This is a genomic window from Pseudomonas sp. GP01-A4 (assembly GCF_058780865.1).
Genome location: NZ_JBYSWF010000097.1, coordinates 1 through 18149, shown reverse-complemented (window position 1 = coordinate 18149; position 18149 = coordinate 1). Strand labels below are relative to the sequence as shown.

At 60.0% G+C, this 18149-nt stretch carries 15 protein-coding genes and 1 tRNA gene; 3 read left to right on the top strand and 13 right to left on the bottom strand.

Features of this window, described 5'->3' with window-relative positions:
- Window positions 1–137 precede the first annotated feature (137 nt).
- The 5 genes from asd to leuC all read right to left on the bottom strand — a co-directional run bounded on the left by asd (window position 138) and on the right by leuC (window position 5435).
- On the bottom strand, window positions 138–1250 hold the full coding sequence (gene asd / locus AC3WKX_RS31790; RefSeq protein ID WP_010175747.1) for an aspartate-semialdehyde dehydrogenase: 1113 nt from the start codon (window positions 1248–1250) through the stop codon (window positions 138–140).
- A 64-nt stretch (window positions 1251–1314) separates the two neighbouring features.
- Complete coding sequence (gene leuB / locus AC3WKX_RS31785; RefSeq protein ID WP_003212664.1) at window positions 1315–2397, bottom strand: 3-isopropylmalate dehydrogenase; 1083 nt, start codon at window positions 2395–2397, stop codon at window positions 1315–1317.
- 53 nt (window positions 2398–2450) lie between these two features.
- Entirely contained in the window at window positions 2451–3215 is a 765-nt protein-coding gene (locus AC3WKX_RS31780; RefSeq protein ID WP_003212662.1) for a class I SAM-dependent methyltransferase, read from the bottom strand.
- A 146-nt stretch (window positions 3216–3361) separates the two neighbouring features.
- Entirely contained in the window at window positions 3362–4006 is a 645-nt protein-coding gene (leuD, locus tag AC3WKX_RS31775) for a 3-isopropylmalate dehydratase small subunit (protein WP_003212660.1), read from the bottom strand.
- A gap of 10 nt (window positions 4007–4016) precedes the next feature.
- The gene (leuC, locus tag AC3WKX_RS31770) at window positions 4017–5435 is read right to left on the bottom strand and encodes a 3-isopropylmalate dehydratase large subunit (protein ID WP_008438759.1); all 1419 of its coding nucleotides are present in this window, start codon (window positions 5433–5435) and stop codon (window positions 4017–4019) included.
- Between the two features lie 145 nt (window positions 5436–5580).
- Between leuC and AC3WKX_RS31765 the strand changes: the two genes are divergently transcribed.
- Both AC3WKX_RS31765 and AC3WKX_RS31760 read left to right on the top strand, forming a co-directional pair.
- The gene (locus AC3WKX_RS31765) at window positions 5581–6471 is read left to right on the top strand and encodes a LysR family transcriptional regulator (protein WP_102606279.1); all 891 of its coding nucleotides are present in this window, start codon (window positions 5581–5583) and stop codon (window positions 6469–6471) included.
- A gap of 64 nt (window positions 6472–6535) precedes the next feature.
- Window positions 6536–9841 (top strand): bifunctional diguanylate cyclase/phosphodiesterase, encoded by a 3306-nt coding sequence (locus AC3WKX_RS31760; RefSeq protein ID WP_102606278.1) that lies wholly within the window; start codon window positions 6536–6538, stop codon window positions 9839–9841.
- A 369-nt stretch (window positions 9842–10210) separates the two neighbouring features.
- Here AC3WKX_RS31760 and AC3WKX_RS31755 read toward each other — a convergent pair whose 3' ends face one another.
- The 3 genes from AC3WKX_RS31755 to AC3WKX_RS31745 form a co-directional block, all read right to left on the bottom strand.
- A complete protein-coding gene (locus AC3WKX_RS31755) occupies window positions 10211–12175 on the bottom strand; it encodes a hypothetical protein (protein ID WP_102606276.1) in 1965 nt (654 codons plus the stop codon).
- 220 nt (window positions 12176–12395) lie between these two features.
- The gene (locus tag AC3WKX_RS31750) at window positions 12396–13349 is read right to left on the bottom strand and encodes a hypothetical protein (protein ID WP_218167347.1); all 954 of its coding nucleotides are present in this window, start codon (window positions 13347–13349) and stop codon (window positions 12396–12398) included.
- A gap of 78 nt (window positions 13350–13427) precedes the next feature.
- Entirely contained in the window at window positions 13428–14435 is a 1008-nt protein-coding gene (locus AC3WKX_RS31745) for an adhesin (protein ID WP_492574865.1), read from the bottom strand.
- A 162-nt stretch (window positions 14436–14597) separates the two neighbouring features.
- Between AC3WKX_RS31745 and AC3WKX_RS31740 the strand changes: the two genes are divergently transcribed.
- A complete protein-coding gene (locus tag AC3WKX_RS31740) occupies window positions 14598–14804 on the top strand; it encodes a hypothetical protein (RefSeq protein WP_146013741.1) in 207 nt (68 codons plus the stop codon).
- Between the two features lie 176 nt (window positions 14805–14980).
- Here the strand turns inward: AC3WKX_RS31740 and AC3WKX_RS31735 are convergent, their stop codons facing one another.
- From AC3WKX_RS31735 to AC3WKX_RS31715, 5 genes are all read right to left on the bottom strand, one after another.
- Window positions 14981–15946 (bottom strand): tRNA dihydrouridine synthase, encoded by a 966-nt coding sequence (locus AC3WKX_RS31735; protein WP_003214454.1) that lies wholly within the window; start codon window positions 15944–15946, stop codon window positions 14981–14983.
- Window positions 15947–15986: 40 nt separating this feature from the next.
- Window positions 15987–16436: an acyl-CoA thioesterase gene (locus AC3WKX_RS31730; RefSeq protein WP_102606274.1), complete on the bottom strand. Its 450-nt coding sequence runs from the start codon at window positions 16434–16436 to the stop codon at window positions 15987–15989.
- Between the two features lie 50 nt (window positions 16437–16486).
- On the bottom strand, window positions 16487–17320 hold the full coding sequence (locus AC3WKX_RS31725; RefSeq protein WP_102368520.1) for an alpha/beta hydrolase: 834 nt from the start codon (window positions 17318–17320) through the stop codon (window positions 16487–16489).
- A 28-nt stretch (window positions 17321–17348) separates the two neighbouring features.
- Window positions 17349–17888, bottom strand: a complete 540-nt coding sequence (locus AC3WKX_RS31720; RefSeq protein ID WP_003214462.1) for a TetR/AcrR family transcriptional regulator — start codon at window positions 17886–17888, stop codon at window positions 17349–17351.
- A 184-nt stretch (window positions 17889–18072) separates the two neighbouring features.
- A tRNA-Glu gene (locus AC3WKX_RS31715) sits at window positions 18073–18148 on the bottom strand.
- Window position 18149: the final 1 nt, after the last annotated feature.

Genomic DNA, 18149 nt, shown 5'->3' with positions numbered 1-18149 from the left:
CTCCCACATTTGATCGCATTTCAACTGAAGAAACTCGCTCGAATGTGGGAGCGGGCTTGCTCGCGAAGAGGCCCTGAAGAGCAATAAAAAAACCCGCGCCTGTCACCAGAACGTGGGTTTCCAATGACCAGCAGCGATTACCGCTCCAGCAAGATCCGCAGCATGCGACGCAACGGCTCAGCCGCGCCCCACAGCAGTTGGTCGCCGACGGTGAACGCGCCCAGGTACTGCGTACCCATGTTCAGCTTGCGCAGACGGCCAACCGGCACATTCAGGGTACCGGTCACCTTGTTCGGGCTCAGTTCCTGGATGCTGATATCACGGTTGTTCGGCACCAGCTTGACCCAAGGGTTGTGCTGGCTGATCAGCCCTTCGATATCGGCGATCGGCACGTCTTTGTTCAGCTTGATGGTCAACGCCTGGCTGTGGCAACGCATGGCGCCGATGCGCACGCAGATACCGTCCACCGGGATCGGGCTCTTGAAGCGACCGAGGATCTTGTTGGTCTCGGCCTGGGCCTTCCACTCTTCACGGCTCTGGCCGTTAGGCAGTTCCTTGTCGATCCACGGGATCAGGCTGCCGGCCAATGGCACACCGAAGTTCTCGGTCGGGTAGGCCTCGCTGCGCATGGCCTCGGCCACACGGCGGTCGATGTCGAGGATCGCGCTGGCCGGGTCAGCCAGTTGATCGGCGACAGCGGCGTGGGTCGCGCCCATCTGCTTGATCAGTTCACGCATGTTCTGCGCGCCGGCACCGGAGGCCGCCTGATAGGTCATGGCGCTCATCCACTCCACCAGGCCGGCTTCGAACAAGCCGCCCAGGCCCATCAGCATCAGGCTGACGGTGCAGTTGCCGCCGATGTAGTTCTTGGTGCCCGCGTCCAGTTGCTGGTCGATCACCTTGCGGTTGACCGGGTCCAGCACGATCACCGCGTCATCCTGCATGCGCAGGCTGGAAGCGGCGTCGATCCAGTAGCCCTGCCAGCCGGCTTCGCGCAGCTTGGGGAAGACTTCGCTGGTGTAGTCGCCACCCTGGCAGGTCAGAATGACGTCGAGGGTCTTCAGTTCTTCAATGTTGTAGGCGTCCTTGAGCGGAGCAATGTCCTTGCCCACGGACGGCCCTTGACCACCTACATTGGAGGTGGTGAAAAACACCGGCTCAATAAGATCGAAATCCTGCTCTTCCAGCATCCGCTGCATGAGCACGGAACCGACCATACCGCGCCAACCGATCAGACCTACACGTTTCATCGCAACTACACCTTGTTCAAAAGTGGGCCGCCTTGCAGCAACATCTGCAAGCGGGCCCGAGAGATTACAGATTCCGCAGCGCGGCGACTACTGCGTCGCCCATTTCTTGCGTACCGACCTTGGTGCAACCCTGGGACCAGATGTCGCCAGTGCGCAGGCCCTGGTCGAGCACCAGGCTCACGGCCTGCTCGATGGCATCCGCGGCGTCGGTCAGGTTGAAGCTGTAACGCAGCATCATCGACACCGACAAAATGGTCGCCAACGGGTTGGCAATGCCCTGCCCGGCGATGTCCGGCGCCGAACCGTGGCACGGCTCGTACATGCCCTTGTTGTTGGCATCCAGGGAGGCCGACGGCAGCATGCCGATGGAACCGGTAAGCATCGAGGCCTGGTCGGACAGGATGTCGCCGAACAGGTTGTCGGTGACGATCACGTCGAACTGCTTCGGTGCACGCACCAGCTGCATGGCGGCGTTGTCGACGTACATGTGGCTCAGCTCGACGTCCGGGTAGTCCTTGGCGACTTCCTCGACGATTTCACGCCACAGCTGGCTGGACGCCAATACGTTGGCCTTGTCCACCGAGCAGACCTTCTTGCCACGCACACGGGCCATGTCGAAACCGACACGGGCGATACGGCGGATTTCACTCTCGCTGTACGGCAGGGTGTCGTAGGCCTGACGCTCGCCATTCTCCAACTCGCGCACGCCCCGTGGCGAGCCGAAGTAGATACCGCCGGTCAGTTCGCGGACGATCAGGATGTCCAGGCCCGCGACGATTTCCGGCTTGAGGCTGGAAGCGTCCGCCAGTTGCGGGTAAAGGATCGCCGGGCGCAGGTTGCCGAACAGGCCCAGTTGCGCACGGATCTTCAGCAGGCCGCGCTCAGGGCGGATGTCACGCTCGATCTTGTCCCATTTCGGGCCACCCACGGCGCCCAGCAGCACGGCGTCGGCTGCGCGGGCACGCTCCAGGGTTTCGTCGGCCAGAGGCACGCCGTGCTTGTCGATGGCCGCGCCGCCGATCACGTCGTGGCTCAGTTCGAAGCCCAGGCTGTACTTGGCGTTAGCCACTTCCAGCACCTTGACCGCTTCGGCCATGATTTCCGGACCAATGCCGTCGCCAGGGAGAATCAGAATCTGCTTGCTCATGCGTTCCTCATTTCATCAAGCGACCCGCCCGTGGGCAGGTCGGGAAAAATTAATCAGCGTTCGGCCCACACCACCAGCACGTCGGTGCTGAAGGTGCCGTCGGCTTGAATCTCGAAGTAATCGCGCACTTCCTGGCCCATTGCCTTTTGCAGCTCCAGGATCGCGGCACGCAATACCTCTGGGGTGCGCATGCGCTCGACCCACGAGGTGTATTCCAGGCGCAGGCGCTGGCGGCTGCTGTTGCGCACATGCAAACCGGCTTCGCTGAGCTGGCGCATCCACTCGCCGGCGGAATAGTCACGCACGTGGCTGGTGTCGCGCAGCACTTCGACGGTTTGCAGGTAAGTGTCCAACAGCGGGCTGCCCGGTGACAAGACGTCCACAAACGCGGCCACGCCACCCGGCTTGAGCACCCGGCGCACTTCACGCAGGGCCAGGCCCAGGTCGCTCCAATGGTGCGCCGAGTAGCGGCTGAACACGAAGTCGAATTCGCCATCGGCAAACGGCAGGCGCTCGGCGGCGCCGTGCACAGTGCGGATGTTGTCCAGGCCACGGTCCACGGCAGCGGCGGCGACCACGTCAAGCATCTGCTGGGACAGGTCGTACGCCACCACTTCCTTGACCAACGGTGCCACGTTGAAACTCACATGACCGGCGCCGCAACCCAGGTCCAGCAGTCGTGCAGCGCCCTGCCCGGCCAGTTCGGCCTGGAGCAGCGCGAATTCGGTGCCTTGAGCATGTACTGCGCTGCTCAGGTAGGCCGAGGCCTGTTCGCCGAATTGTTTTTGCACGACTTGGGTGTGGGCGGTGCTGGTCATGATGATGTCCCTGGTTTTTGTGTTGCTGTTGCTGGCCCTTTCGCGAGCAAGCCCGCTCCCACATTCGACCGAGTTCCTTCAGTTGAAATGCAATCAAATGTGGGAGCGGGCTTGCTCGCGAAGGGGCCAGTCCGGTCTACATGGAATCAAGCGTCGCGAAACAACCAAGGCTGGCTGGCCCGGTGTTTGGTTTCAAACGCGGCAATCGCATCGCCGTCCTGCAAGGTCAGGCCGATGTCGTCCAGGCCATTGATCAGGCAGTGCTTGCGGAAGGCGTCCACTTCAAAGTGATACACCTTGCCGTCCGGACGGGTCACGGTCTGCGCCGCCAGGTCGATGGTCAACTGGTAGCCCACATCGGCTTCCACCTGCTGGAACAACTCATCCACTTCGGCATCGCTCAAGATGATCGGCAGCAAGCCGTTCTTGAAGCTGTTGTTGAAGAAGATGTCGGCGTAGCTCGGCGCGATGATGCTGCGAAAGCCATATTCTTCCAGGGCCCACGGCGCGTGCTCACGGCTGGAGCCGCAACCGAAGTTTTCCCGGGCCAGCAATACACTGGCGCCCTGGTAACGCTCGGCGTTGAGCACAAAGTCCTTGTTCAGCGGGCGCTTGGAGTTGTCCTGGTAGGCGTAGCCTACGTCCAGGTAGCGCCACTCGTCGAACAGGTTCGGGCCAAAACCGGTGCGCTTGATCGATTTCAAGAACTGCTTGGGAATGATCTGGTCGGTGTCCACGTTGGCACGGTCCAACGGCGCGACTAAACCGGTGTGTTGAGTAAAAGCTTTCATCGGGTATTCCTCAGATCAATTCGCGAACGTCGATGAAACGACCGTTGACGGCAGCCGCAGCAGCCATGGCCGGGCTGACGAGGTGGGTACGGCCACCGGCGCCCTGACGCCCTTCGAAGTTACGGTTGGAGGTGGACGCGCAATGCTCGCCCGACTCCAAACGGTCCGGGTTCATCGCCAGGCACATCGAGCAACCCGGCTCGCGCCATTCAAAACCGGCTTCGAGGAAGATCTTGTCGAGGCCTTCGGCTTCAGCCTGGGCCTTGACCAGGCCCGAACCTGGCACCACGATCGCCTGCTTGATGGTCGAGGCGACTTTGCGGCCCTTGGCGATCACCGCCGCAGCGCGCAAATCCTCGATCCGCGAGTTGGTGCAGGAGCCGATGAATACGCGATCCAGTTGGATGTCGGTAATCGCCTGATTGGCTTTCAAGCCCATGTACTTCAAGGCGCGCTCGATGGAACCACGCTTGACCAGGTCGGTTTCCTTGGCCGGGTCCGGCACGTTCTGGTCAACGGCCAACACCATTTCCGGCGAGGTGCCCCAGCTGACTTGCGGCTTGATCTGGGCGGCATCAAGAGTAACCACGGTGTCGAACACCGCATCGGCGTCGGAAACCAGGTCTTTCCAGGCTTCGACAGCGGCGTCCCAATCAGCACCGGCAGGTGCGAACGGGCGACCCTTGACGTAGGCAATGGTCTTTTCGTCCGCCGCCACCATGCCCACGCGGGCACCGGCTTCGATGGACATGTTGCAGATGGTCATGCGGCCCTCGATGGACAGGTCGCGAATCGCGCTGCCGGCGAATTCGATGGCGTGGCCGTTACCGCCGGCGGTGCCGATCTTGCCGATCACCGCGAGGACGATGTCTTTGGCGGTGACGCCGAAAGGCAACTCACCTTCCACCGACACCAACATGTTCTTCATTTTCTTGGCGACGAGGCACTGGGTGGCGAATACATGTTCCACCTCGGAGGTACCAATACCGTGGGCCAGGGCGCCAAACGCCCCGTGGGTAGAGGTGTGGGAATCGCCGCAAACCACGGTCATGCCGGGCAAGGTAGCGCCCTGCTCCGGGCCGATCACGTGAACGATGCCCTGGCGCACGTCATTCATCTTGAATTCGGTGATGCCATATTCGTCGCAGTAATCATCGAGGGTCTGCACCTGGAGGCGCGACACGGTGTCGACGATGGCGTCGATCCCGCCTTTACGCTCCGGTGTGGTCGGCACGTTGTGGTCCGGGGTGGCGATGATCGAGTCGACGCGCCAAGGCTTGCGCCCGGCCAGTCGCAGGCCTTCGAACGCTTGGGGCGAGGTCACTTCATGGATGATGTGACGGTCGATGTAGATCAGCGACGACCCATCATCGCGCCGTTTCACTTCATGGGAATCCCAAAGCTTGTCGTAAAGCGTTTTGCCGGCCATCACGCGGTCCTCATCAGGTGTTTCTATGCCCCGGGCCTTGAACGATTCAATAACCCTTTGGCTTGTGAGGCTGATGGTATGGCGCTACATTAAATAACTCAAATTCATATTTTTTATGCTTTGGATTACCAACTGGAATAGCACAATGGACCTGGCCAACCTCAATGCCTTTATCGCCATCGCCGAGACCGGCAGCTTCTCCGGTGCCGGTGAACGCCTGCACCTGACCCAACCGGCCGTCAGCAAGCGCATCGCCGGCCTGGAGCAACAATTAAAGGTGCGCCTGTTCGACCGGCTGGGGCGTGAAGTCGGCCTCACCGAAGCCGGACGGGCGCTGCTGCCCCGGGCGTATCAGATTCTCAATGTACTGGACGACACCCGCCGCGCCCTGACCAACCTGACCGGCGAGGTCAGCGGTCGCCTCACTCTGGCCACCAGCCATCACATCGGCCTGCACCGCTTGCCACCGGTCCTGCGCACGTTCACCCGGGAATACCCGAATGTCGCGCTGGACATTCAGTTTCTCGATTCGGAAGTGGCCTACGAAGAAATCCTCCATGGCCGCGCCGAAGTGGCCGTAATCACCCTGGCGCCGGAGCCCCACACGCTGGTGCGGGCCACCCCGGTGTGGGACGACCCGCTGGATTTCGTGGTGGCGCCGGAACACAGCCTGATCAGCAACGGCAGCGTCAGCCTGGCGGACATCGCCCGGCACCCGGCGGTGTTTCCCGGCGGCAACACCTTTACCCACCATATCGTGCAGCGGCTGTTCGAGGCCCAGGGCCTGACGCCAAACATCGCCATGAGCACCAACTACCTGGAAACCATCAAGATGATGGTCTCCATTGGCCTTGCCTGGAGCGTATTGCCGCGCACCATGCTCGATGACCAGGTGGCACGCATCGCTTTGCCGGGCATACAGCTCAGTCGCCAGCTAGGCTATATCGTGCACACCGAAAGGACGCTGTCGAACGCTGCGCGGGCTTTCATGAGCCTATTGGATGCACAGGTCGATCTGCCAGGGAATCAGGCTTGAATCGCCGTGGCCCGTAGACCGTGGAACCCGCGCCGAACGCCCATCGAGCCAAGGCCCTTTGATAATGCGCAACCCCGTCGATACCGTGCCACCCCTGCCCCGCATCTACGCCCTGGACCCACAGGAGGCGGAGCAAAGCTGGGACAGCGCGCCGCAACTGCTCGCGGCGCTCAACGCTGCCCGGCTGGGCGCCTGGAGCTGGGAAATCGATACCGGCCGGATCAGCTGGTCCCGAGGCACTCAGGCCCTGTTCGGCTTCGACCCGCGCCAGCCGCTGCCTGAAGACCTGGAGTACCTGGACCTGCTGGCCCCCGAGGACCGCGCCAAGGTGGTCCGGGCCTTTCATGCGGTGCTGGCCGGCGAACCCGCTGTCCAGGCCATGCACCACCGTATCCAATGGCCCGATGGCAGCCTGCACTGGCTGGAAATCAACGGCAGCCTGCTACCGGACAAGGCCGGGCGTCGGCGAATGATCGGGGTGATCCGCGAAATCACCCACCAGCGCGAGCGCGAACACGCCCTCAGCCATTCGGAAAAGCGCTTCGCCACCCTGTTCCATTTGTGCCCGCTGATGGTCCTGCTGACCCGCCAGGCGGACGGCCTGATCAGCGAAGCCAACCAGTATTTCGAGAGCCTGTTCGGCTGGCCGTTGGCCGATGCCATTGGCCGCAGCACATTGGAGCTGGGCCTCTGGGTACACCCGGAACAACGCACGCATCTGGTCAAGGCCACCCAGCGCAAAGGCGCCCCCATCACCATGGAAGTGCAGTTTCGCGCCAGCAACGGGCAGGTCCACAATGGCACCCTCAGCGCCCAGAAAGTCGAGCTGGACGGCGAGGACTACCTGATCAGCACCTTCCTCGACACCACCGAGCGCAAGAATGCCGAGCAGGCCCTCAAGGACAGCCAGGAACGCCTGGACCTGGCCCTGGACTCGGCGCAACTGGGCACCTGGGACTGGCACATCCCCAGCGGCATGCTCTATGGCTCGGCCCGCGCCGCCCAACTGCACGGGCTGGAACCCCAACCGTTCCACGAATCCTTCGAGGCCTTCTTTGAAGGCATGCCCCAGGAAGAGCGCGAGAGCATGCGCAACGCCTACCGCACCCTGCGCGAAGGCCCGGCGGGCAACTACCAACTGACCTACCGCGTGCAACTGGAAGACGGCAGTTCGCGCTACCTGGAAAGCCGCGCCCGCCTGTATCGCGATGACACGGGCGTACCGTTGCGAATGGCCGGGACCCTGCTCGACATCACCGACCAGGTTGAACGTGAGCAGCGCCTGATCGCATCCGAAGAAAAATTCGCCAGCCTGTTCCTCGCCAGCCCCGACCCGATCTGCGTGACGCGCCTGGAGACCGGCCAGTTTATCGAGATCAACCCGGCCTTCACCCAGACCTTCGGCTGGACCGCCGCCGAGGTGCTCAACAACAACGCCGAGCAGATCGGCTTGTGGGAGGAGTCCAGCCAACGCCTGCAGCGCATCGAGCAGGTGATCCGCGAACAATCCCTGAGCAACGTGGCAATCACCGTTCATCACAAGAACGGCCAGACCCTGAACTGTGTGATATCAAGCCGCCTGATCCAGGTCAGCGACCAACCCTGCATCGTCACCACCCTGCGGGACATCACCCAACAACAGCGCTCGGAAGCGGCGCTCAAGGCCAGCGAAGAGAAGTTCGCCAAGGCCTTTCATTCCAGCCCCGATGCGGTGTCGATCACCGAGCGCGATACCGGGCGCTACGTGGAGGTCAATGACGGCTTCTGCCGCCTCACCGGCTACCGCGCCGAAGAAGCGATCGGCCTGACGCTGTACCAGATCGGCATCTGGGCCGATGAAAACCAGCGCGCGGCGTTATTGGCCGAGTTGCAGATCAAGGGCCGCATTCATCACCTGGAAATGCTCTGGCACAACAAGCGCGGTGAAGTGCTGGCGGTTGAAGTGTCGGTGGAGCCCATCACCCTCAATGAAACCCCCTGCCTGTTGCTGACCGCCCGGGACGTCAGCCTGCTGAAAAACGCCCAGGCGCAGATTCGCCACCTGGCCTATCACGACCCCCTGACCAACCTGCCCAACCGCGCCCTGTTGATGGACCGCCTGAGCCAGCAGATCGCCCTGCTCAAGCGCCACAACCTGCGGGGCGCCCTGCTGTTTCTTGACCTGGACCACTTCAAGCACATCAACGATTCCCTCGGCCACCCGGTCGGCGACACGGTGCTGAAGATCGTCACTGCACGCCTTGAAGCCAGTGTGCGCATGGAAGACACCGTGGCACGCCTGGGCGGCGATGAGTTTGTGGTGCTGCTCAGCGGCCTGGAAGGCACGCGCCCGCAAGTCAGCACTCAGGTCCAGGAGCTGGCCGATACCCTGCGCGAACTGTTATCCGAACCGATGTTCCTGGATGGCCACCGCCTGCAAGTCACCCCGAGCATCGGTGTGGCGCTGATCCCCGATCACGGCTCAACCCCGGCAGATTTGCTCAAGCGCGCCGACATCGCCCTGTACCGGGCCAAGGATTCAGGGCGCAACACCATCCAGATGTTCCACAACAGCATGCAGAAAACCGCCAGCGAGCGGCTGCGCATGGAAACCGACCTGCGCCTGGCCCTGTCCCGCGGCGAGTTCAGCGTGCATTACCAACCCCAGGTGGATGCGCGCGGCAACACCATCGTCGGCGCCGAGGCCCTGGTGCGCTGGCAACATCCGCAGTTGGGCGCACAGTCCCCGACGGAATTCATCAAGGTCCTGGAAGACAGCGGCCTGATCCTTGAAGTCGGCACCTGGATCCTCGACGAAGCCTGCAGCACCTTCGCGCAGTTGATTGCCGAGGGCCTGGTAGACCCGCTGAACTTCAGCCTGTGCGTCAACATCAGCCCGCGGCAGTTTCGCCAGAATGATTTTGTCGAACGGGTAGAACGCAGCCTGCGCACCCACCACCTGCCTTATACCCTGCTGAAGCTGGAAATCACCGAAGGCATCGTGATCCAGAATCTGGACGACACCATCAGCAAAATGCGCCGCCTGAAAAAGCTCGGCGTGAGTTTTGCGATGGATGATTTCGGCACCGGCTATTCGTCGCTGACCTACCTCAAGCGCCTGCCGGTGGATGCGCTGAAGATCGACCAGTCGTTTGTGCGCGACGCCACCCATGACCCCAACGATGCGGAGATCATCCGCGCCATTGTGGCCATGGCGCGCAGCTTGAACCTGGACGTCATTGCCGAAGGAGTGGAAACCCCTGAGCAACTGGCGTTTTTGCAGGGGCTTGGGTGTCATTTGTATCAGGGGTATCTGCACAGTCGGCCCTTGCCGGTGGAAGGGTTCAGGCAGGTACTGAAGCGAATGCCCCAGGCCACTTCATCGGAATAAGTTGCACCGGATTTTCCTGATGGGCAGCTGCTTTTTGAGCCTGTAGGTTCAAGTGCTTTCCATTTTCGGGCACACCTACCATGCAGTATGCAAAGCACTCCCCGGCGCTGCTAGGCGGCGCCTCGAGATAACCGGCGCCAGGGTTGATGGACACCATGGGAGCAGACAGGGCATACAGCCAATGCTGTTGAATTTCATCCATGACCAGGAGGTTCCAGAGTGGATGAGAGTAGCCGAGGCCAACTACGTATGCGGACACAGATTGCAAGGCATATGCAGCCGGCCACCATCGGACTTGTCTTTTCTGCGCGCAGAAAAAAGACCACGAGATCTCGTGGCCTGTGTTTCTCAAACTCTGCACCTTTAAACCTAAACCAGCGTTAGCGCCGTGCCCTCTTCATCCATCCAGCTTGATGATTTCAGTGGGTGTTTATACCCGTAATCATCAAAAGCCCCATCAACGACGACAACAGAATGCATGAAGTTCGCCAACGTGCCGGTTGCACCATCTGCCAGCGCCTGGACGCTGCTGCTTCGGGTAAAGGCGAACAAACCCAGACGCCGCAGTGCATCACCAGGGGTCTCGCCATCATTGAGCGTGCTCATCGCCGCTTCAAAGCTCTCGCCGGCACGAAACTCGTGGTTCTCCATTTGCGCCCGCTTGGCGCTGACGGCGTACAGGAAATTCGCATCCTTGAGCAGGCCGGCGTCGGTGCCTTTGAAATTCGAGTGTTCCCGGGCTGTTTTCAGTTCTGCATGGGTCAAGCTGACCTTGCTGGAATCGCGCATCGTCACGGTGTAACCGTCGCGGGTCTCGGTGATGTTTTTATAGATGCCCCGGGGACTTTGCCCATACTTCATCATCGCCGCCTTGATCGCCGATACCGTGACACAGTTCCCCTCGACACCTTGATAGAATCCACTCCAGATATTCCCAGGCCTGACCCCGACCGGTACATTGGAAATAGGTGGGGGCCGCGTGCTTGAACCAACGGGCACTCCGTCCGGTACCTCCTCGGCGAGCATGTAGCCATAAGATTTGACGATCGATGGCTTGTCACCATTGCTGTGCTGCAGGCCATCCAGTACCAAGGCACTCGAATAGCCAAAAGTACTGACCACCCCCACCGCGCCCTGCTCCTGCATCTTGGCGGGTGGCACGATGCGCAAGAAGCCAGTCATGCCCAAGCCCTTCAACACGCGGTATTCCGTATCGCCTTTGAGCGTGTTCGATAAAACCTTTTCAAACGATGCCCCAGGGTCCTGGTCACCGCGGGTCATCTGCTTGCGCTTCGTGTACGCCGCCAGCATGAAGTTGGCCTGCTTCACCGCGTCGGGGTTGTTCCCAGCGAATCGCGAGGCCGTGGTCGCTTGCTGCAACTCTTGCCGGGAAAAATGCAGTTCGAAACCGTCCTTCATCGTGATGTCATACCCGTCTCCCGCCGGGGTGACTTTCTCGAACATATCCGTGGCGTCTGGACCAAACCTCATCATCATCATTTTTATGACGCAGGCATGGCTGCTGCCATCAACAACCTCACCGAATCCTCGCTCGGCCGCGTTAAATCCGCTGAGAATGTCAACGGGCTTGCGGCCACGCCGGGTGGACGGCGTATCGACGAGGGGACCATCGACCGGAGCAACCGGCACATCTCGCTTGACCGGCTTAGCCGTTTGCCCCTCCTTGTCCAGCACGTAGACGTAGGGACGGTCGGGGCGATATTGACGGTCAAACCGATGCGCCACCCCATCCCGAATCAACGCGGCACCGAAGTTATGCGCCTCCATGACGCCGACGGAGTTCTTGCCGACGAGTTGCTCCGAAGGGATCTGCTGCATAAACCGGCCCATGCCCATGCCCTTGAGCAGGTTCGATGCAGTCTCACCCTGTAAGGACATGGTCAAGGCCGCGTTAAAGCTGCTGCTGATACGGCTGTCGGAACTGGACAATTGTTTGCGCTTGACGAAGACAGCCAATGCGAAATTCGCGTTTTCCACTGTACTGGCATCACCACCGACAAATCTCGACGCTGAGGCAGTGCCATGCACTTCATGATCGGAAACATGCAACTTATAACCGTCTTTCAGCGTAACGTCATACCCCGAGCCAACGCGCTTTACTTCATCAAATAGATCAGCGCGCGCAGGACCGAAGGTCGATATCATCATCTGGATAACAGCAGAATGGCTGCTCGTATCAAAATGCTCACCGAACTGTCGCTCGGTAGAATTCAAAGTACTTACACTGTCGACGGATTTATTTTCACCCCCGTATACACGCGCAGGATGATGGACCGCCGTACTCATTGCATAACCCGTATTCATCGTAATCATGGAGCACTCCTTAAAGGGCGAACACACAATAGCCCGTGGTAAACGCTGCCACCTGCACGTTGCGTTCAGGCATAAAAAGAAAGTGCATGAACACGGCATACAGTATTTTCTGCACGCGATGAACTGCACTCAGTCAGATAATAATTTCAACAAGATCTAGTTATAGATTTAACGTGTTGCGCAGCAATGATCATCTTCTTATTGTTTTATGGACAGCCCGTTAGCCAACCAATGCAATAGCCCGTCCAAACCGCGGTCTTCCCGCTTTAGTCCCATACATCTCCTCACACCCATCAACCACTGCTACAGAGTGCCTGCTCCTGTTGACCATACCGATCAATGATTTATCAGCAAACGCACTGACCGGAACTTCTTTCATATGCTGGCGCAAGCCCAGACGCTTGAAGCCTTCCCCGGGCCCCGTTTCGTCCTCACCGTCGTTGAGGCTGTTTATCGCGGATTGAAAGCTCCTGCCTGCAGTCCCGTCATTGTTTTCCAGCATCGCTCGCTTGGCGCTGACGGCAAATAGAAAGTGCGCATCCTTGAGCATGCCGGGATCGCGCATCGGGACAAACTTCGAGCCACGCCTGGCTTGGGCCAATTCATCCTTGCTCAAATCCAGCGCGTACCCGTCACGCATGACAATGTGATAGCCATCACCCTTGGCTTGAACAGACTTGAAGATATCGGTCGGGCTTTGACCGAACTTCGCCATCGCCGCCTTGATCGCCGAAATGGTCACGCAATTACCGTCAGGGCCCTGGCGAAAACCGTTCCATATATTTGCCGGCTTGGCGCCGTTGCGCTTATCGGACAGATCAGGAAGCGGCTGCGGTGCTGGATCCGGCAGGGGTGCATCCGGCTTGGGCAGCACTGCCGGCGGGGGCGCAGGCGTTACCTTGGTCGCCACTGTATTCGCCAGTTCCTTGCCCGCCAGCAGGCCTTGCAACTGTGTAAAAAACTGGGTGAACAGTTCGAGGAGCTTTGCTAACAGCGGGGTGTCGCTGGCTGTGTTCCCTACGGTACTTTGATCGTTATTACCGAACGATGAGAGGACCTGGTTATTAACGAATACCGGCTGCACGGGAACCGATCGTCCTGGTGTGTTGCCGGTTTGCGAATGTTGATAATAGTTTCTGACCGCGCCCGCATTATTGATTTCTGAACAAGACATATAACCATCCTTCATCAAGGGCCCCCGACGTTTTTGATCGGGAGCGCCTTGTTGAAAAAAACTGAGGAAGTGGCCGACTTACCTGCTTATCCGGCGGCCGGGATTAAACCGCCAGTCGTTGTCGAACGCTCGACGCCTGCCGCTGGTTTCGAACTCAAAGAAATCCTCAGACGGCCCTGGCGAAGTGATGTCCGGCTCCGGCTTATCCGGCTTCGGAGCATCTGGTTTAGGCGCATCCGGCTTCGGTGGGACCGGAGCGTCTGGCTTCGGCGGAACCGGTGCATCGGGCTTCGGTGGGACTGGCACGTCTGGCTTCGGCGGAACCGGTGCATCGGGCTTAGGCGGAACCGGCACGTCTGGCTTCGGCGGGACCGGTGCATCGGGCTTAGGCGGGACCGGCTTCGTTGCATCCGGGTGAGGACAATGGCAGTTCATCACTTGGACCGTGACGTTCACGTCGGAACTGCTCCGGCTGTTCGGCTGCACGTCCTTGCCCGATGCAGGGTCTGGCCTGCGGGGATCTGGCAGGGGTTTAGGCGTTACCTTAACCTCGGAACTCGGGACCGCTGGATTGTTTGCTGGCTTGTCTTTCTGTACCGACACCTCAGGATTGGTCCCGGACTTGTCCTTGAGTGCAGTGTTCAATACCGGCGAGTTGGTCTCGGCTTTGTCCTTGGCTACAGTGTTCGGCACTTGCGAGTCAGTCCCCGCCTTGTCCTTGGCCGCAGTGTCCGGCACATTCGACTTACTGTCCGCCTTATCCTTCACCGGAGTATCGCTACTCTTTTCGGGTTTAGGCAGCGGGCCAGCATCGGGTACCAACTTGGGCATCCCGCCCTGTCCGGACAGCATGTTCCGTATGGCCTTGAATGCATATTCAAACAACTCGAACAACTTCTCGAGTGCATCCTTGTTGAAGGTGACGGTTCCATCCGTCACCACGGCGGGATTGTTTTTCAATACTGTGCCGGGCGTATTCGCCCGGATTTCGCCGGCGCTCTTGTCGACAGACTTTGGCAGGTCTGCATTCTGCTGATTGAAGTCATTAGTCAAGCGAGGGAAATTATTGACCGACAAATTAGACATAAACAAATCCTTATTCAGTGATTGCCAAAACTCCTTCAGCGGTCTGCAAACAGACCGTCCAGGTTCTGGACTGGAAACAAACCCGAGTGCTGCACACTCCCTACTTTCGTGGGTGTTGCGAGCATCGGGTTCCGAAAATCGGCCTTCACATAAGGAAATCAAATGAAAATAGAGACTTTATCCTATGGACTTTCCGTAAAACATCATGCTTACCCGGTGGTCGCCGTGGGCAAAATGGATATATCAGGCAACAGTCAGCCGTTAAGGCAAATTGATGAAATCACTCACCCACGCCAGTCATTCATATCTGTGTTATTGCGCGCGCCCCTCATACCCCAACTAACAAAACTTAAAAATATGCGCCGCTGACACCGCAAGACTCTGTAGCAAACAAGAAACTTGCTCACATATATAAAGCAATCAAAAAGCTCTAGTCACGTGCCCACAAACACTCGCTGTTAACGATCCGAGGCCTTATTTCAAGCAAAAAAAAGGGCGCCCACGGCACCCTTTCCTACTGGATTGAAACGCTTATATATATGTACTCAATTTTGCAGCGCAACCGAATCAGGCACCCCCAACAATCGTCCTACCTGCTCCAGGTCGGTTTCCCGCCGCATCAGCGTAAATAGTTCAACTGCTTCGGGATAGTTGCGGGTCAGCATCGCCAGCCATTGCTTCAAGCGTCCCGGCGCCTGGCGCTCGGTCAATTGCTCAACGGATTGCCGCCAGAATTCCTGGAGCATGGGTTGCATCTGCGCCCAAGTCATCTCGACCACCTCTTCCCCGGCCCGCGCGGCAGCAATCTGCCGGGCCAGGTCGGGACGGGCCACCAGGCCGCGACCGAGCATGATGTCTTCGACACCACTGATTTCGCGACACCGCCGCCAGTCTTCAACGCTCCAGATATCACCGTTGGCGAACACTGGCACCTTGACCACCTCTTGCACACGCGGGATCCACTCCCAGTGCGCCGGAGGTTTGTAGCCGTCAGCCTTGGTGCGGGCATGCACCACGATATGCGCTGCGCCGCCTTCGGCCAGGGCCGTGGCGCACACCAGGGCACCGTCGGGGCTGTCGAAGCCCAGGCGCATCTTGGCCGTGACGGGAATATGTGCCGGCACCGCACGCCGTACGTGTTCGACGATCTGGTTAAGCAGCTCCGGCTCCTTGAGCAGCACCGCACCGCCACGGGACTTGTTCACGGTCTTGGCCGGGCAACCGAAGTTGAGGTCAACCACCTGAGAGCCCAGCTCACACGCCAGGGCGGCGTTTTCCGCCAAACACACCGGGTCTGAACCGAGTAACTGCACACGCAGCGGCACGCCGGCAGCGGTCTTGGCACCGTGCAGCAACTCAGGGGCGAGTTTGTGGAAATAGGCAGGCGTCAGCAGGCGGTCGTTGACCCGGATGAACTCGGTCACGCACCAATCAATACCACCGACCCGGGTCAGCACGTCCCGCAGGATGTTGTCGACCAACCCCTCCATGGGCGCCAAAGCAATTTGCATGGAAAACACTCAACGAAAAACGTGGCGCAGTTTACTGGTTTCAGACGCTGGCAGGTAATCCGCCTTGCAGCGCAGGGCCATAACCCTCAAGAAATTCCGACGGCATGCGCTTGGGCTTGCCGCTGGACAGTTCGATGCAGACAAAGGTTGTTTGCGCTCGCAGCAAGGTAGCGCCATCACGCGGGCGTACCAGCTGGAAGCGTCGTGTCATTTTCAGGCGCTGGTCCCAGTCGACGATCCAGGTCGCCAACTGCAGTTCATCGCCCTCGTAACCGGCGGCGAGGTAATCGATCTCATGGCGCACCACGGCCATGGCGCGGTCCAGCCGGCGGTACTCGGTAAGGTCCAACCCCAGGCGCTGGGAATGGCGCCAGGCGCAGCGTTCCAGCCAGGACACATAGACCGCGTTGTTGGCGTGCCCCAGGCCGTCGATGTCTTCGGCACCGACCTGAAGATCGATGATAAACGGCGTTGCCAAATCCCAGCCCATGCAGTGCTCCCGGTCGATTAATGTCGGCGGCGAGCAGTGTAACCCATGGTTCAGGCGGTTTGGCGCTCCGGCACGTGGCGGCCGGCGAGCAGCGCCAGGACGCCTTCGATCACGCGAGGATCTGCCAGCACTTTCTGGTGCCCGCCCTGCTCCAGGCGCAGCAGGCGGCTGTCGAACCAGGCGTCATGGATGACCTGGCAAGCCTTGACCGAGACGAAGGTATCGTCTTCGGCATGCACGATCAGGCCCGGGATATTCATTTGATAGTGGGCGACATCGAGGTGCTTGAGAGGCATGCCCATCGTCAGCTCGACCTCCTGGATAAACGCCGAACGCGCTCGCGCCGGCAAACCGACCATGCCGGCAAAACCGCGCAGCACGTCGAGAAACCGCGAGGGTGCGGCGATGCTGACCAACGCCTTGGTGCGCAAGCCCAACTGCACCGCCAACATCGCGCTGGCCCCACCCATGGAGTGACCGACAACCGCATGCAGCGGTGGCAGTTCGGCAGCCGCTTCCAGCATGGCACGGGCAAACAGCAGCACATGGGCTTCGCGCCCCGGCGAACGCCCGTGGGCCGGGCCGTCCAGCGCAACCACCGAATAACCCGCGTCCACCAATGCGCTGATCAGGCTGGCGAATTGCGTCGGGCGCCCTTCCCAGCCGTGCATCAACAGCACCGCAGGGCCCTGGCCCCACTTCAGCGCCGACAGGCCGAAACGCAAAGTGATGCGCTCGGACTGCGCCAGCAGCGGCAGCTCCCAGTCACGTGGCGGCAAATCGCGAGGCGTCATGAACACCCGACGCATCTTGCTGGCCACCGTTTGCGGCGCCAGCCGGCCCAAGGTGCCATTGACGCCACGAATCCATTTCAACGTGCCCATCGCTCATCCCTCAGGCCAGAAGCCGTTCTTAACGCACTGCGGACTTGGCCGCACGCAATACACGATCCGATAACTCACCCGGGCCCAGGGCGCGGGCCAGCGACAAGCCACCGATCATCAGTGCCATGTCGGCCAGGGCCTTGTCGGTGTCTTCCGGACTGGCGGCCAGCTGTGCCGCCATCAGTTCGCAGTGTTCGTTCAAGGCCTGGCGAAATTCGTCCGGCAGGCGGCTCATCTCGCCCACGGTGGACGGGATCGGGCACGCCTGGCTGGTGGAGTCACGGTGTTTACGCGACAGGTAGAACGCTGCGACCAGCGCGCGACGCTCTTCACCGGTCAGCGAGGAGTCCATGTCATCGACGGCGGCGCGACGCCGGGCCAGCAACTCGGTGAAGGCCTCCAGCATCAGTGCGTCCTTGCTTTCAAAGTGCGCGTAGAAACCGCCGACGGTAAGCCCCGCCGCGCCCATGACTTCGCCCACACTCGGCTCGGCCGGGCCGCGTTGTACCAGGGCGGCGCCGGCAGCTTGCAGAATGCGTTCGCGGGTTTGCGCTTTTTTATCGTTCATCGTTGCCTCCGAATCTCATGCTTCGAATATTATTACCATAATAATATTTCGCAAGCCACAGGCATGACCATTGGTCAGAAGAACATTCAGGGAAAAAGGAAGGAGGATTGGCTAAACGCCAGACAAACAAAAGGGCCATTCAATAATTGAATGACCCTTAAAAATCCCGCAGAGCGGGTAATCGTGGCGTCCCCTAGGGGACTCGAACCCCTGTTACCGCCGTGAAAGGGCGGTGTCCTAGGCCACTAGACGAAGGGGACA